The organism is Roseofilum sp. (genome assembly GCF_982964205.1).
In genome coordinates, this window is record NZ_CEZBFX010000120.1 from 1 (window position 1) to 14,649 (window position 14,649).

17 protein-coding genes are annotated in these 14,649 nt (G+C 46.7%); 3 read left to right on the plus strand and 14 right to left on the minus strand.

Annotated features, from left to right (window positions below):
- On the minus strand, positions 1-899 hold an 899-nt coding region (gene glyA / locus AC3A14_RS20830), incomplete at its 3' end, for a serine hydroxymethyltransferase (RefSeq protein ID WP_487779140.1).
- A gap of 260 nt (positions 900-1,159) precedes the next feature.
- On the opposite strand from glyA, the gene AC3A14_RS20835 reads away from it, so the two are divergent.
- A complete protein-coding gene (locus AC3A14_RS20835; protein ID WP_318699522.1) occupies positions 1,160-1,357 on the plus strand; it encodes a hypothetical protein in 198 nt (65 codons plus the stop codon).
- A gap of 69 nt (positions 1,358-1,426) precedes the next feature.
- Here the strand turns inward: AC3A14_RS20835 and AC3A14_RS20840 are convergent, their stop codons facing one another.
- Positions 1,427-3,070 (minus strand): tetratricopeptide repeat protein, encoded by a 1,644-nt coding sequence (locus AC3A14_RS20840; protein WP_318732917.1) that lies wholly within the window; start codon positions 3,068-3,070, stop codon positions 1,427-1,429.
- A 30-nt stretch (positions 3,071-3,100) separates the two neighbouring features.
- On the opposite strand from AC3A14_RS20840, the gene AC3A14_RS20845 reads away from it, so the two are divergent.
- Together AC3A14_RS20845 and AC3A14_RS20850 are read left to right on the plus strand one after the other, a co-directional pair.
- The gene (locus AC3A14_RS20845) at positions 3,101-4,327 is read left to right on the plus strand and encodes a pentapeptide repeat-containing protein (RefSeq protein ID WP_318732916.1); all 1,227 of its coding nucleotides are present in this window, start codon (positions 3,101-3,103) and stop codon (positions 4,325-4,327) included.
- A 150-nt stretch (positions 4,328-4,477) separates the two neighbouring features.
- Complete coding sequence (locus AC3A14_RS20850) at positions 4,478-5,530, plus strand: Rossmann-fold NAD(P)-binding domain-containing protein (RefSeq protein ID WP_318732915.1); 1,053 nt, start codon at positions 4,478-4,480, stop codon at positions 5,528-5,530.
- Positions 5,531-5,646: 116 nt separating this feature from the next.
- On the opposite strand, the gene AC3A14_RS20855 is transcribed toward AC3A14_RS20850, so the two are convergent.
- The 12 genes from AC3A14_RS20855 to AC3A14_RS20910 form a co-directional block, all read right to left on the minus strand.
- A complete protein-coding gene (locus AC3A14_RS20855; protein ID WP_318732914.1) occupies positions 5,647-6,579 on the minus strand; it encodes a glycosyltransferase family 2 protein in 933 nt (310 codons plus the stop codon).
- A 70-nt stretch (positions 6,580-6,649) separates the two neighbouring features.
- The gene (cobJ, locus tag AC3A14_RS20860) at positions 6,650-8,506 is read right to left on the minus strand and encodes a precorrin-3B C(17)-methyltransferase (protein ID WP_318732913.1); all 1,857 of its coding nucleotides are present in this window, start codon (positions 8,504-8,506) and stop codon (positions 6,650-6,652) included.
- 149 nt (positions 8,507-8,655) lie between these two features.
- Complete coding sequence (locus AC3A14_RS20865) at positions 8,656-9,219, minus strand: DUF697 domain-containing protein (protein WP_318732912.1); 564 nt, start codon at positions 9,217-9,219, stop codon at positions 8,656-8,658.
- Positions 9,220-9,488: 269 nt separating this feature from the next.
- Entirely contained in the window at positions 9,489-9,605 is a 117-nt protein-coding gene (locus AC3A14_RS20870) for a photosystem II reaction center protein J (RefSeq protein WP_271942770.1), read from the minus strand.
- Positions 9,606-9,693: 88 nt separating this feature from the next.
- Positions 9,694-9,816 (minus strand): photosystem II reaction center protein PsbL, encoded by a 123-nt coding sequence (gene psbL, locus AC3A14_RS20875; protein WP_271942773.1) that lies wholly within the window; start codon positions 9,814-9,816, stop codon positions 9,694-9,696.
- A gap of 8 nt (positions 9,817-9,824) precedes the next feature.
- A complete protein-coding gene (gene psbF / locus AC3A14_RS20880) occupies positions 9,825-9,959 on the minus strand; it encodes a cytochrome b559 subunit beta (RefSeq protein ID WP_271942776.1) in 135 nt (44 codons plus the stop codon).
- A gap of 24 nt (positions 9,960-9,983) precedes the next feature.
- Complete coding sequence (psbE, locus tag AC3A14_RS20885) at positions 9,984-10,235, minus strand: cytochrome b559 subunit alpha (RefSeq protein WP_271942779.1); 252 nt, start codon at positions 10,233-10,235, stop codon at positions 9,984-9,986.
- A gap of 60 nt (positions 10,236-10,295) precedes the next feature.
- Positions 10,296-11,312, minus strand: a complete 1,017-nt coding sequence (locus tag AC3A14_RS20890; RefSeq protein WP_318732934.1) for a photosynthesis system II assembly factor Ycf48 — start codon at positions 11,310-11,312, stop codon at positions 10,296-10,298.
- A gap of 29 nt (positions 11,313-11,341) precedes the next feature.
- Positions 11,342-11,704, minus strand: coding sequence for a rubredoxin (locus AC3A14_RS20895; RefSeq protein ID WP_318701767.1), 363 nt, complete (start codon positions 11,702-11,704; stop codon positions 11,342-11,344).
- Between the two features lie 278 nt (positions 11,705-11,982).
- Positions 11,983-13,125 carry a citrate synthase gene (locus tag AC3A14_RS20900; RefSeq protein ID WP_318732911.1) on the minus strand — a complete coding sequence of 381 codons (1,143 nt, stop codon included), beginning with the start codon at positions 13,123-13,125 and terminating at the stop codon, positions 11,983-11,985.
- Between the two features lie 171 nt (positions 13,126-13,296).
- Positions 13,297-13,869, minus strand: a complete 573-nt coding sequence (locus AC3A14_RS20905; RefSeq protein WP_318701769.1) for a pilus assembly FimT family protein — start codon at positions 13,867-13,869, stop codon at positions 13,297-13,299.
- Between the two features lie 36 nt (positions 13,870-13,905).
- Positions 13,906-14,649 (minus strand): pilus assembly FimT family protein (locus tag AC3A14_RS20910; protein WP_318701770.1); only part of this gene is annotated, 744 nt, incomplete at its 5' end.

The window sequence follows — 14,649 nt, forward strand, 5'->3', positions numbered from 1 at the left end:
GCTGTTGCGTTTTTGATCACTTGCCCAGAATAGTCCTTAAATGCTGGTTGTAAGGCTTCTCCAAAGGCTACTGCTTTAGCCGCAATCACATGCTCTAGGGGACCCCCTTGGGTTCCAGGGAAGACCGCTTTATTGAAGGCTTTGCCCAATTTATTATCATTGGTCATAATTAATCCACCCCTGGGGCCGCGCAGGGTTTTGTGGGTGGTGGTGGTAACCACATGGCAATGGGGAAGGGGGTTGGGATGGTGTCCCGTCGCAACTAAACCGGCAATGTGGGCAATATCTGCCAGTAAGTAAGCTCCAATTTCATCGGCGATCGCCCGGAATTTTTCAAAATCTATAATTCTCGGATAGGCAGAATAGCCACAGATAATCATTTTGGGTTTATGCTCTAGGGCAATTTCCCGAATTTTGTCAAAATCCAGGCGTTCAGTTTCCTGATTTACCCCATATTGGACAACCTTAAACCATTTACCAGAGACATTCACCGGCGATCCATGGGTTAAATGACCACCATGGGAGAGATCCATACCTAAAATGGTATCTCCAGGTTCTAGCAGGGCGAGGAAGACGGCAAAATTCGCTTGGGCACCAGAATGGGGTTGGACATTCACATTCACCGCACCAAAGAGCTGCTTGGCTCGGTCAATGGCTAGTTGTTCGATTTGGTCCACAAATTCACAGCCCCCGTAATAGCGCTTCTGGGGTAGTCCTTCTGCATATTTATTCGTCAGCACTGAGCCTTGGGCTGCCATAACCGCAGGTGAAGCGAAGTTCTCACTGGCAATAAGTTCCAAGTGTTCCCGCTGCCGTCCCAGTTCTTTCTGTAGCAATTCGGTAACGGTGGGGTCAGTTTGGTTTAACAAGTCTAGGTTGGATAGATTCGTTTGACTCACGGGTTGTGTTTCCTCTTATGGGCACAATGATCTAGTTTAGTCCCAAGAAGAGGGAATAGGGAATAGGGGGTAGGGGCATGAGAAGACACGGAGACACGGAGAACATCTCCTAATTCCCCATTCCCCATTCCCTATTGCCTATTGCCTATTGCCTCTTCACTTTTATTAAGCTCTGTATCGTTGGGCACGGTTTACTTTAAGAATCACTTACAATATAAGGTAAAGGCATTTGCCACATCAAATTTTTGGGAGATTGAGTCATGTTAGTCATTATGATGGACGATCGGATTATTTCACCAAAAACGGTTTGCCAAAGCTGTTGCTGGGCGGATCGCAGTGGTGAACCTCGTTGGAGACAAGGACATTTGACCTGTGGTCATCCTTTGGCAAAAAGCGATCGCCACATACCGAATCAGTATGAATGTCAAATGGGATTCCGCATCGCCCAAATTAGTTAGAATTTGACTTTCATCCCTCAACTTTTAACCCAAACCCAACACTATCCTTAAGTAGAACTTCAGTAAATTTTAGGGCGCTGACTTGCGGCTCAGGCTTTGTAAGCCTTGACGGGCGGTTTCTTGTTCTGGCTCTAGTTTTAAGGCTTCTTGAAAGGCTTCAGCCGCATCCGCATCTCGACCGGCTTTTTGTAACATTACGCCTAAAGCTGCCCAGACACTGGCATTTTTGGGGGCAAGACGCACAGCTTGAGCGTAGGAATAAATAGCTCTTTCGGATTGACCGAGGGAACCATAGGTTACGGCTTGATTGTACCAGCCCAAGAATGAGGTTTCATCTAGGGCGATCGCCTCTTGTGCCGATTTTAAGGCGCGATCGTACTCGGTCAGATACCATAAGGCTACACTGCGATTAGCCCATCCATCGGCATTCTCTGGCTCGTAGCGTAGGGCTTGATCGTAGGCTCCTACTGATTCTATATAACGTTCGGCCGATCGCAACACCCTCCCCCGATTAAGCCACGCTTGCACATAATTCGGTTGCAGTTGCAGAGCGCGACCAATCGAGTCTAAACTTTGGCCATAGTCTTCTAAATACCAGAGCGTTACCCCTCGACTATTCCACGCTTCGGCAAAATCTGGACGAAACCCCACAGCGCGGTTAGCCGCAACTAACCCTTGTTCGAGTTGTCCTTGTTGAGTATAGGCAATTGTGAGTTGATTCCAAGCTCCCGCAACGCCCATGTCTCCCCATGTTCCATCACCTTTGAGTGCCGCTTCACACGCTTTGATGGCTTCTTCATGGCGTTTGAGTTTATTCAACGTTTCACATTGCAGGACGAGAGCCAACGTAGAATCTGCTTGTAGGGAAAGGGCTTGAGTGTAGGAATTGAGCGCTTCTAAATCTCGCCCCATCTCATTTAGCGCCATTCCCTGTTGAATCCAAGCCTGTAGATTTTGGGGATTATTATTTAAAGCTAGATCGTAAGCGGCGATCGCCCCTTCTGCCAACTCACTCTGATTTAAAGCAACCCCTAAATATTGCCACGCCAGGGTTTCCGACTCATGTTCCCAGTTATCATTGATCTCAATCGCCGTTTGACAAGCGGCAATCGCATCCTGATATTGTTCCAACTCTAGCAGCGCCCCACATTTATAGGTTAAAACCAAGGAAGACTCTGGTTCTAAATTTAAGGCGCGATCGTATGAGGTTACTGCATTTTGATATTCTTCTAGGGCAACCAGAATCAAACCGCGCTGATACCAAGCGATGACGGGATTTTCCTGTCCCCAATTCGTATCTAAGCGCAGCGCTTCTTCACACGCTTCTAGAGCTTCTTCATAGCGCCCTAACTTCAATAAAGCCTGGCAGCGATAGGTAAACGCGCGGGAAAACTTGGATTCTAGACGAGTAGCTGTATTTGCCGAGGCAATGGCTTCAGCATAGCGATTCTGTTGTAGTAAAATACGACTGCGATCGGCCCACACTTGAGAATCTTTTGGTCTCATCAACAGTGCCTGCTCGCACGCTTCCAGCATTTTTCCCGCATCTTCATCCACAGACAAATTACATAAATTCGCCCAATAGTCAAAATCCGCCAGTTGACGAAAAGGATCGAGAAATTCCAGTTGTGCATTCACCCGACTGGGAAAACCGCAGAGCATTCCCAGCACTACCCCAGAAAGAGAAATCCAAAATCTTCGTTTACTACTCACGTTCATCAAACTCCATCTAGCTAAAGCTTTATGAATATCTATCCCCTGAAACTATTTGTCCTCTTCCTCTTTATTTTTGCCCTATCTGCCGATGATGCACAAGCCTTTAGGCGCAGACATATGGAACGACTGCGACGCACCCGTGACTGCGATCGCTGTAATCTAGAATCAGCTCCTTTACAAAGGGCTTTCCTTCGCGATAGTAACCTATCCGGAGCCAACTTAAAACAGGCAAAACTGCAACAAGCAGATCTCAGAGGTGCATTTTTACGCCGAGCCAACCTTGAAGGCGCTAATCTCCGAGGCGCAGATCTCAGGGGGGCAGATCTCAGTTATGCTAATCTTGCTGGAGCCAACTTACGCAATGCCCGTTTAGACGAGGATACCCTAATTGACCCCAAATGGCGATTAACTTGGGAATTAATTAATCAAGGAGCAGAAAATCGCGATTTAGCCGGAGTAGATTTATCTGGAGCAAACTTAAGTCGCACTAACCTTGAAAATGTCAATTTAGAAGGGGCAAACTTAAACGGAGCCTCCCTACAAGGAGCGCGGTTAGTGGGAGCAAATTTAGACCAAACCAATCTGCAAAACGCTAATTTATTTATCTCTGACTTAAGAAATTCCTCGCTCCAAGAAACCAACCTCCAAAACACGGATAGCGTCATTGCTGATTTCCGTCGTGCTTTCTTAGATCGGGCTAATTTTAATCGTGCTAATCTGCAAGGTGCGCTCTTAAGTGAGACCGATTTAAGCAGTTCGAGTTTTGAACAAGCCAATTTACGCAATGCGGATCTAGAGTCCGCTATTTTAGAAGGGGCAAACCTTCGAGGCGCTGATTTATTTACGGCTAACCTCAGAAATACAGAGTTAGGAGAAATTATCCTGCGTAAGGTCAATTTAGCTGGAATCGATCTGCGAGATGCAAATTTTCAGAATACCCGGTTAATTCAACTCAACTTTACGGGTGCAAGATTGAGAAATGCTAATTTTGAAAATGCCTTTATCTTAAGTTCCAGTTTCCAGGATGCTGATTTAGTCGGAGCTAACTTCCGTTTTGCTGAATTGCGCCATACCAGTTTCCGCAATGCCGATTTAGAAGGGGCAGATTTCCGTGACATTGTCCTGTTAAATGTGGATTTACGAGGCGCGATTTTATTGAATGTTTCAACTGAAAATATTAGTCTAATTAGAACCCATTTTTGCCAAGCGATTTTACCCGATGGTAAACCCGGCTATTGTTGGCACACGCGCTGAAGATATCTCAATTCAATGAACCTGTAGGGTGGGCAATACCCACCTACAAATACTGGGAAACTACAAATATTAAAACTATCTGTAGATTGAGAAGTTTGATTTTTTTGATTCTATGATTAGAGTCTAGCCTCCAATCGCGATCTAATCGTTATGTGCAAAATCTTAGTGTCTCATCCGATTCACAGCAGTATCATTGAAGAGCTACATCTAGAACCGATCGGTAACCTCTACAAGGAAAAGTTTCAACTGACAGAAATAGATCATCATATGCTTTATCACTCCATGGAGCATCAAGAGATTTTATATATTCCAGGAATTGCAATTGCCCAAGTTCCCGATGAAGCTAACGATCCGACATTAATCGATTTAGCGAAGGCGTTGGTAGGGTTTAAACCGGATGTTCTGATTGTGGGCAATAATGCGGTTCCAGAGTTTGCCCTTGGTTCTTGGAGAAAGGCGATCGCGTCTGAGCGTCCCTTGCTGGTGATTCGTCGAGGGGTAGATACCCGGGCAATTGATAAAGAGGCGGCGCAAAAATATGGGATTTCTGTGGGTAATTTACCCGGCATTAATTCGCCGTTTGTAGCTGCACATATGATCGAGTATTTGGAATTAGAGAAAGCGAAAATTCAGGATAAAATAGTGGTTTTAGGGATTGGAAATATTGCTCAACCGATTATCTATAAAGCGATGGAAAAACAGTTGAAGATACAAGCGATTAGTCCCTCACTACAAGAAGCAACAAGAGAGAAGCAAGTATCCCGACTGAAAGAGCGAGGCATCGATCCGGATCGCCTCACTTGTGCTGAGTTTTTAGAAGAAGGATTTGAAGATGCCTCCTATGTGGCGGTAGCAGTTCCTTGGGAGCATCCAAAAGGAGGATTAAATGCGGGAATTATTGATGTGAATTTGCTGGAAAAATTATCCAACTATGCCAAGATAGTCTCCTGTTCTCCTCCGCGTATTTTTTCTGCTGATGCCCTCGCATTCATGAATGAACAAATGAAGAAGGGAAATATCTATGTCCGCATCGATACGGCTAAACGGTTGGCACAGGGAACGAAAGCAAAATATCCCTATTTAGACATTGCCTACGATCGCGCATTTGCGGCTCCAGAATGCCAGCGATCGCTCGATCGAGCCTGGCTTAAACAAGCCCAACAGTTTTGTCATCAAGCCGCTCTATCGTGTCTGGTAACATAGTAATGGTGGGTGATTGAAGGAAAGGCTAAAACCCGTTTTTTCCTATAGCAGAGAAAGAGTCAGTTAGGACATGGTTTAATACTGAAACCTATTCCCTATTCCCCATTCCCTATTCCCTATTCCCCATTCCCAGCATAGGCGGCATAAACTCCCTGGACATTGTACCAATTGAGAAAAATACGGGCAACTTCCAAGGCTAATTGGGGTTTTCCGCGATCGATTAGCCATTGCAAAAGCGGAGCCATTGTCCGTTCATTCAACCTTCCACCTAACGACAAAACGCCCCATAAAATCCGATGTATCCAGGTCATTTGAATCATCATTCGCACGTCCCAAGTGGGATGTTTTTGATAGAATAAAACGCCCATTCGTCCGCGCTGGATTTCTTGGTCAATCATGCGGGGAATTTGCTCTAGGCTAAAGGGAGGATGCCAATGGTAACCCACTGCTTGGGGACATTTAATTAACTTCAATCCTAGGTTTTTTAGGCGGACTCCTAATTCTAAATCTTCCCAACCATAGAGTTGAAATTGGGTATCAAAAAGTCCCGCTTCTTCTAACCAATGGCGGGCGATCGCCACATTCCCCGTCGCAAAATAAGCCGCAGAGAAGTCTGTGAGCTTATAAGGTTCTGCTGTTGGCTCGTCAAAATTGCAGGTATTAATCACTGCACCATAGGTAAACAGGCGATCGCTCCCTAACTGTTCTTCTCCTTCCCGCAACACCTGAGCATGGCAGCTTAAAAAGGTTTCTGTCACCACCAGATCGCTGTCGATAAAGATAATGGTATCGCCCTGAGCCTCCTTGACCCCCAAATTCCGGGCAGCAGCCGGTCCTTGATGCTCTTGCTCAAACCACCGTACATGGGGCACTTGCGCCCGTTCTGCGGCTAACCAGGCTAACGTTCCATCCGTAGAACCATCATCAACCACCACCACCTCATAACCTTCGATGTCTGGATCGCTTAACTGCTGCTTCTCCAGCGCTCTCAGGCACTTTTGCAGAATCGGTAAACGGTTGTAGGTGGGAATCACAACACTGAAGAACATAGGCAATTAAGAATTAACAATTAACAATTTTCAGGTTGGCAATAATAGCCGAAACCATTAACACGAACCGCTAGGGAAAATAACCTCTGGGGGTAATCATCCATTGGCCTTGAGTTCGGGTAGTGGGATTACCAATTAAGACGGTCGTTAACATATCAATATCGAGTTGGGCAAATTCGGCTAATGTGGTTAGGGTAATTTCCTCATTTTCTCGATAAGCGCAGCGCACCAGGGCGACGGGGGTTTGGGGATGACGATATTGCAGGAAAATTTCTTGCGATCGCCGAATTCCTTCTGTACGCTTCTGAGATTTTGGGTTATAGATCGCAGTCACGAAATCCCCCTGAGCAGCAGCAACCAGGCGCTTTTCAATCGTTGGCCAAGGGGTTAACAAGTCGCTTAAACTAATGGCGCAAAAGTCATGCATTAAGGGCGCTCCCACCCGTGCAGCCGCCGCTTGTAGGGCAGTAATTCCGGGGAACACTTGTACACCGGGACTCTTGCCATCCCAACCTTGGTTTTGCAACTCTTCTAAGACTAATCCAGCCATGCCATAAATGCCACAATCTCCGGAAGAAACCATCGCTACAGTTAACCCCCATTGGGCTAATTCTATGGCCCGTTCGGCCCGTTGGCGCTCCTGGGTGAGGGGAAAACTCTCAATGATTTGACCGGGACGACGCAGGGGCACGATTAGGTCTAAATACAACCCATAGCCCAGCACTGCATCGGCCTGAGTGACCGCTGTTTGTGCCGCTGGGGTCATCTGTTGTAGCTCTCCGGGCCCCATCCCGACCAACCAGAGTTGACCGGTTCTGGCGGTGTATCCTTGGGGGGATTGGGCGATCGCCACGGTAACGGCTCCGGATAAGTCGGGAAAACGATAGATTTGTTTGCTCACCAACAGTTGAGAGACTCCAGCCGCGGTTAGGGCTGCCGCTTCTGCGACGCTGGGTGTGCCCACGGTTTCGGCAACCAGCGCCGAGGGATTGGGGACAGAAACCGCCTGTAACGTCTGGGATGTATAGGAGATCAGGGGCCAGCCCTTGGTCTCGCACAGGGCCAATAACCCCGGCTCATCGGCTTTGCGGTCAAGGGTGGCGATACCGGCGATCGCCCCTTCTGCCAGATGTGCAGCCCCTAAAACCTGCTCCAGCGCTTGGGAAATCACCCGCTCATCGGTTCCCCGTTCGCACCCGATCCCCACCCACAGCACTCTGGGATGCCATTGCACCTTGGGGAATGTGCCCTTGGTGGTAAATTGGCGTTGGGTGGCACTGATCCAAACCCGTGCTTGGGCGCTGCTAGAATCTAATTCAAATTCAAAGGGATGATCGTGGGGAAGATGCTGTTGCCACAGGGTTGAGCCAGCATCTTGAATGACTTGTACCGAATGCTGTTTGGCGATCGCCGCGCTCACGCCTGTCCAATCTCCACTTCCTCTGTTCCATCCGAAGGGCAATCCCAACGTATCAATAGCGGGTAAGTTCAGGCTATCGCAAGCCCCGGTAACGATCGGTACTGCTGCCAATTGAGTCGCGATTAAGCGCGTCAGGCGATCGGCTCCTCCCTGATGTCCTCCACAGACACTGATCGCATGATTTCCGGTTTCATCCACCACCACAACCGCCGGATCGGTAGTTTTGTCGTTCAATAGGGGAGCAATGAGGCGCACCACTGCACCAAGTGCTAACCCAAAAATCAAGCCTTGATGCTTCGACCACAAGGTGGGTAAGAATTCCGATAACGTTCCCGGATAGACTGTATAGACGAGGGAGCTATCCCCGGATAAGGCTTGAGCGCAAGAGGGAGAAATGACTAGCTCCACTCCTAGGGACTCCGTGAGGGGAAACAGACGATAGGCACAGCGGGGTGTCGTGGCGATCGCAACTAAAGACCCTACCTGAAAATTCCCGGATTGAACCATCGTTTTTTCTCCTATCCCTGCACCCTGTAGGGGCAAGTTCACTCAGATCCTCGCGGGAAAAAGAAAAGATTCGTGAACTTGCCCCTACTTTAGAACGATTCAAATGTACTATATCCTATCTCCGCAGGGTGCGTTTACATCCTACTAGACTAGAGTCGAGAGAGCAGTTCCTGTTTTTTCGTTTCAAACTCTGCTTCAGTGAGAATACCCTTATCTCTTAAGTTTCCTAATTCCTGTAGGGACTGATAGATGTTGGCTGCATCATCTCCTTTATCCTTTTCTAAGTCAGAAACGTAACTTTTGCCCCGCTCAAAGGCTTCATCATAGGCCGATTTTACCTGGTCTTCGACAAAGTTACTCAGAGAACCACCGCTCGAAAAATGGTTAATGGCAACCTGTCCGACAGCATAGGTAGAAGCCCCAGAAGTCAAGGCCATTGAAGCACCACCAAGGGCCGTTCCCACACCCGGAATCGCTTTGAGAAAACTGGCTCCCAAACGGGCGATCGTTGTTCCTGTCAAAGCGGAAACAAAGGTTTTCCCTGTACTGCGGGAATAGTCAACCTTGTACACTTGGGCGAGTTGTTGCAGCATTTCCAGTTGAATCGCCGTTACAGCAGCGAAATCAACCAGTGGAATAGGAATTAGCCCACCCCCTATAGCCCACAGAACATGGGAACGGACAATAGCATTAGCTTCAGTTCTTTGGCTCATCATTTGCACCAAATGCTCTATCCTTTAATTATAGCAAAATACAACTGTGTCGAAGTAAAGTTAGGTACACCAAGTTGGCGATAATGCTGGGTCGCACTGAGGCGATCGCCACTGAAAAACAATTAACCCACACCTCCTGATGTTCAGTCCAGCGTGGGTTAAGTATGGATAGGTCACTCTAGCAATACATTAGCTAGAAATGAGCAGACTCGGATGATGGGCTTGTTAACCTCCCATTACCCATTACCAGCGCATAGCGCTCAAATGGGTTACATAGAAGACCCAAGACCAGCATAGGCTCCATAAAAGAATAAGCCAACCACAACTAATACACCAGTTCCGGCTACAGTTGCGACAATCCAAAGGGGAATTCTAAAATCTGACATTGATGTTTCTTCCTGATTTAAACAACACAACAATTAAGCAGTTCTCCACCCTAAATGAGCGGGTAGAGAACTGTTCAGAGCAACCCAATTAATTAAAGAAGTAACTGGAAAATAAGATCCCCAATACAAAAATTAGCAACAAGCCCAAATAAAGGGATGTCCGATTGAGTTCAACAGGTTGCTTATTTGGATTTTGATTACGGGTGGGCATTTTTTTTCCTATCTCTGAATGAATTGCATTGCTGTGATTGCGCCTAAAAAGAAGACAGAAGGCACTGCCAAAGTATGAACGGCCAACCATCTAACGGTAAAAATGGGATAAGAAACAGGTTGATTTTGGTTACTGCTTGTCATAATTTCAGATCGCTCGCTTCAAAACTACTTACCGATAAATTCCTCGATTTGTTTATTCCCTTCATAACGATCGGTTACGATAGGAATCTCCTGACGCTCCTGAGTAAAATACTCATTCGGACGGGGAGTACCGAAGGCATCATAAGCCAAGCCGGTACTGACAAAAAACCAACCCGAAATAAACAACATGGGAATTGTGAGGGCATGGATTAACCAATAGCGAACACTGGTAATAATATCCCCAAAGGGACGTTCTCCGGTGGAACCACCTGCCATGATTTTTTCTCCTCTTTAGAACACGACAATTGGAATCATTAGTTTATATCATACGCAAAATCAGGCCGATTGCGTGGAGTTGTCATATTTTAAAAGCGTGCCTCCATTGCCAATCACAAATCCGATTTCGGGGGATTCAAAATCAATCTGGTAGAAGTTAGAGGGCACCTTTTCCACGCTTTGGTCTTTTTGCCAAGTTTCTCCCCCATCAAAGCTGACAATCAGATTTCCACTACCACCAGATACCCAGATTTCTTCTGGAGTACGATAGGCTAAATCCAGGAAGCCAATGCTACTGGCAAACTCTGGATTTTGGGTTTCTTGCCAATCTTCAGGGGTTTCTGGAACTTCCACATTACTAAACTGGAGAGCGCCTCCCCGAGCCAGTAGCCACAACCGATTGTCGGTGGTGAAGCCCATTTTTTGCAAGCGTTTGGAGTTATTGCGGTTATGCTGAACCCAGGCAGAATCCCCCGGTTCCCAGGTAGAATAGAAGTTGCCATTAGCGGAAACTGTGACATACTTCCCATCTGGCGATCGCGAAATATTGCGATACACCCCTACCGCAGACTCAACCAAACCCTTCCAGGTTTTACCCCCATCTTCAGTCCGATAAATCGCACCTAAATCTGTGGTCATTTCGGCAGAGTTTGCCCCTAAAGCCAAAATCGTTTTTGTGGTTCCTGGCAACTTAGCACTGAGGGGAATCGTAGACCAAGAAGCCCCCCCATCAGTAGAATGAATTAGAATAGAAGGCATTCCGACAATCCATCCTTCATCCCCACTGAAACTGACCGAGGTCAACCGAGTCCTCGTATCGAGATCTAAAGGTTTCGGTTGCCAAGTTTCCCCACCATCGTTGGTTTCTAATAAGGTTGCATTACTGCCGACTAGCCACCCATGGCTGGGATCGCCTGTAAATCCAACATCCTGAATCGTTTCTTCAGTCGGTAACTGAATCACGTGCCAAGGACTAGACTCTACAGAAGGTAAATAAGCATTTTTACAACTAGCGCACAGCAGAACAACCGCGATTAATGTTACAACTCGTTGCAGAATTTTCACAATTGATTGCATCACTCCGGATTTTACCGCCAGTTCGGGTTTTACTGTAAACCGTAAAGACTCAGAAGAAACAATAATCCCAGTCCTAACCCCCCAAAAATCAGGAGATTCTTTTGGCTGGGGGTTAAGGCATTGACCCCAAACCCATAACCCATATTTTCAGCAAAGCCTGATGTTCCAACGCCTGCACCGATGTTTTCAAACTTACGGCGTTGCGCCCCACAAATGGGACAGCGCCAGCCTTCAGGTAATTCCTCAAAAGGGGTTCCTGGGGGAACTTGGCGTTTTCCATCCCCTTTGCTTGGCTCATAGACATAGCCACACGCTCGACACTCATAGCGATCGCTTGCCGTCTCTGGAGTTGACTTAGATGTTTCTGGGGTCTCAGACGATCCGGTACTCATTGCCCTACAAGAACTTTGGGAGTTTTTATAGAAATCTTAAAATTTCTGTTAAATATTATGACATATAGCGCTACACCCTGGTAATAGGTCATTGGTAATTGGTAATGGATACACTCAGTTTTTCCTAGGCCCTATTCTCTAAGCCCCTATTCCCCAGCCTGTAGTGCTATGACACAAAAATCGGGTTAACCCGCCGAATCTGGAAAGGCCAGATCCAGGTCAACCCGCGCCGATAGAGAGGATAGAAAGAACGTCCAATGACTGGATTACCCTGTAAATTACCGTTGATCTATGGGCATAAACTGAGTCTCGTGATTCCCCACATAGACTTGTGTGGGTCGGAAAATCCGGTTTTCTCCCAATTGTTCTTTCCAATGAGCCAACCAACCCGCCACCCGCGCCATGGCAAAAATGGGGGTGAATAGATCGGTAGGGATACCCAGTTTGCGATACACTAGTCCGGAATAGAAGTCTACATTGGCATAAATGCCTTTATGGGCTAATTTATCTTCTACGACTTTTTCGACTTCAACAGCGATATCGTAATAGCGATCGCGACCTCTTTGCTTAAATAGCTGCTGGGCTGCATCTTGCAAAATCTTGGCTCTGGGGTCTTTGACTTTATAAACGCGGTGTCCAAAGCCCATGATTTTTTTCTTGTTGGTAATACAGTCTTCAATGTAAGGCACTACATTTTCCACTGTCCCGATCTCCTCCAACATGACCAAGACTTCCTCATTTGCTCCCCCATGGAGCGGTCCAGCCAAGGTTCCGACTGCCGAAGCAACCACCGCATAGGGATCGGTGAGCGTCGAAGCCGTGACTCGCGCTGAGAACGTTGAGGCATTCATCGTATGTTCCGCATGAAGGATCATACTGGCATCAAATACCCTGGCAGCGATCGGATCGGGCACCTCTTCCGTCAACATATATAAGAAGTTGGTCGCATAATCAAAATCATCACGCGGTTGAATCGGATCGTGACCCTTACGCATCAACTTAAATGCCGCTACCATAGTCGGGACTTTCGCAATTAAGCGAATCACCGCATCCCGGATATATTTAGGGTCATCTAAAGCACGACGGGAATAAAATAAACCTAATGCTGCCGCTGAGGCTTGCAGAGCATCCATCGGATGTCCCGTTTCGGGAAAGCACTTCATCATATCCCGAATCCGATATTTAATGCGTCGATGATGACGAATTTCAGCTTCAAACTCTGCCAAGTCATCTTTGGTGGGTAGTTTTCCCCAGATTAGGAGATAGGCCGTTTCGATAAAGTTGCTTTTCTCGGCTAGTTCGGTAATGGAAATACCTCGATATTCCAAAAGCCCTTTTTCCCCATCAACATAGCTAATGCTTGATTGACTAGCGGGAATGCCTTCTAAGCCTGGCTTATACTCACAAGCGATTGTCGCCATAGTTTTCTTACCATGCCTGTGAAATGTACCGTCCCAGATTACCAGAAGCATTTAGAAAATGTATGCCCATTTACACAAAATTCCAATTCTGGAAAAAATTATGATCGCACAACCCCACATAGGAATAGAAGCTTACGAGCTGGAACCCTTGTAGCTCAAGACTATTTTTGGCTAATAACAATATTTCCCATTCTGCTGGGTTGGTTGTTCACTGGACGTTCGCATCCCTCCCAACAACGTAGATACAATCACACACCGTAAAGGCCGATTATCATCCTGTGGGTCGCTATCTTTCAACCCAACAGTAATTCTACCTAACTGCCCATTGGGATGACCATGATGATTAAACTGTTTCCGCCAAATCCCCTGATTGACTCCACGAGTGTACTGATAGAATGTAGTTTCATTTTGATTTGCCCCATCAATAATCAGGATATTGCTATTTAAATTTTGCCAATTTAAACCCGTCAAATCGGAGCCACTCGGTAACTCTTTATGCACTACATATTGCGGATGGGGGTTATTCCGAAAACTGGCTTGCCAAACCGATTTATCCCGTTTAGCATTGCTCTGAGCCTCTCTGAGGGCGAGGTGAAGCTCTTCCCTTCCTAACTTCAACTCTTGCCGCCGCAAAAACCCAAGATAACCAGGCAGAGCAATAACTATTAAAATACCCATCAGGGCAATAACCCCCAACAACTCAGTTAGGGTAAAGCCCCCTTCTCTTCCCCGATAGTTCAGCATTTGCCCCCGTAATAAACAAACTAATTTTTACCTCAATCAACTTTGCCAAGGCTGACAATTGTTGCCAGACTCCAGTTTCATCGATCCTAACAACGTTCTCACAATTATACAGCGTCGCGTATTATCCACAGGCAGTGCTGGATTACTCCCACGAGGAGCAGCCACACCAATAATTAACCCTTTATCTTCCTGATTAGGAGGAGAACCAATCGTTAGCTTAGGAGCAGTTAAAGGATCTAAGTTCCCCTCTCGGTCAAAAATAATTGTAACTGGGCCTTGATTCCCCTTGGGTTGAGGATAAGTATCTTGAGCTATGCTGTCATCGAGCTTATTCTTATTATTTTTGTTATTAGCCGGATCGTTAACCAAAAGATTCGTAAATAAAATCACCTGGTCTCCAGAAACTCCCCGATCTGACCCCAAATTTTCCCAAATATTGCCATTATCCAACGTGTCCACACCAACCGTCTTTGGATGAATAGCAACTTGGGGAATACCCTCATTCGTCACCCGCACCGTCACACTCTGGGCAAGTTTGGTACTTCTGGCCTTCTGTTGGGCTTCCTGGAGCGCCAAAGATACATCATCATTGACTGCACTCACCCGTTGTTGTTGCAAAAAACCCAGCCAACTGGGTGCTGCAATAGCACTTAAAATTCCCATTATGGCTACCACAACCATCAACTCAATTAACGTAAACCCTTCTTCATCTCTAAAGGCATTTGTCGCCCTGCTGAAGGATCTCCAGTTTCGTTGATTTTGTAGAATGTTGCTCTTCAT

Excerpts from the sequence above, each read along its gene's own strand:
- AC3A14_RS20835 (WP_318699522.1), top strand. The coding sequence starts at position 1,160 with ATGTTAGTCATTATGATGGACGATCGGATTATTTCACCAAAAACGGTT.
- AC3A14_RS20845 (WP_318732916.1), top strand. The coding sequence starts at position 3,101 with ATGAATATCTATCCCCTGAAACTATTTGTCCTCTTCCTCTTTATTTTT.
- AC3A14_RS20850 (WP_318732915.1), top strand. The coding sequence starts at position 4,478 with ATGTGCAAAATCTTAGTGTCTCATCCGATTCACAGCAGTATCATTGAA.
- AC3A14_RS20855 (WP_318732914.1), bottom strand. The coding sequence starts at position 6,579 with ATGTTCTTCAGTGTTGTGATTCCCACCTACAACCGTTTACCGATTCTG.
- cobJ (WP_318732913.1), bottom strand. The coding sequence starts at position 8,506 with ATGGTTCAATCCGGGAATTTTCAGGTAGGGTCTTTAGTTGCGATCGCC.
- AC3A14_RS20865 (WP_318732912.1), bottom strand. The coding sequence starts at position 9,219 with ATGAGCCAAAGAACTGAAGCTAATGCTATTGTCCGTTCCCATGTTCTG.
- AC3A14_RS20870 (WP_271942770.1), bottom strand. The coding sequence starts at position 9,605 with ATGTCAGATTTTAGAATTCCCCTTTGGATTGTCGCAACTGTAGCCGGA.
- psbL (WP_271942773.1), bottom strand. The coding sequence starts at position 9,816 with ATGCCCACCCGTAATCAAAATCCAAATAAGCAACCTGTTGAACTCAAT.
- psbF (WP_271942776.1), bottom strand. The coding sequence starts at position 9,959 with ATGACAAGCAGTAACCAAAATCAACCTGTTTCTTATCCCATTTTTACC.
- psbE (WP_271942779.1), bottom strand. The coding sequence starts at position 10,235 with ATGGCAGGTGGTTCCACCGGAGAACGTCCCTTTGGGGATATTATTACC.
- AC3A14_RS20890 (WP_318732934.1), bottom strand. The coding sequence starts at position 11,312 with ATGCAATCAATTGTGAAAATTCTGCAACGAGTTGTAACATTAATCGCG.
- AC3A14_RS20895 (WP_318701767.1), bottom strand. The coding sequence starts at position 11,704 with ATGAGTACCGGATCGTCTGAGACCCCAGAAACATCTAAGTCAACTCCA.
- AC3A14_RS20900 (WP_318732911.1), bottom strand. The coding sequence starts at position 13,125 with ATGGCGACAATCGCTTGTGAGTATAAGCCAGGCTTAGAAGGCATTCCC.
- AC3A14_RS20905 (WP_318701769.1), bottom strand. The coding sequence starts at position 13,869 with ATGCTGAACTATCGGGGAAGAGAAGGGGGCTTTACCCTAACTGAGTTG.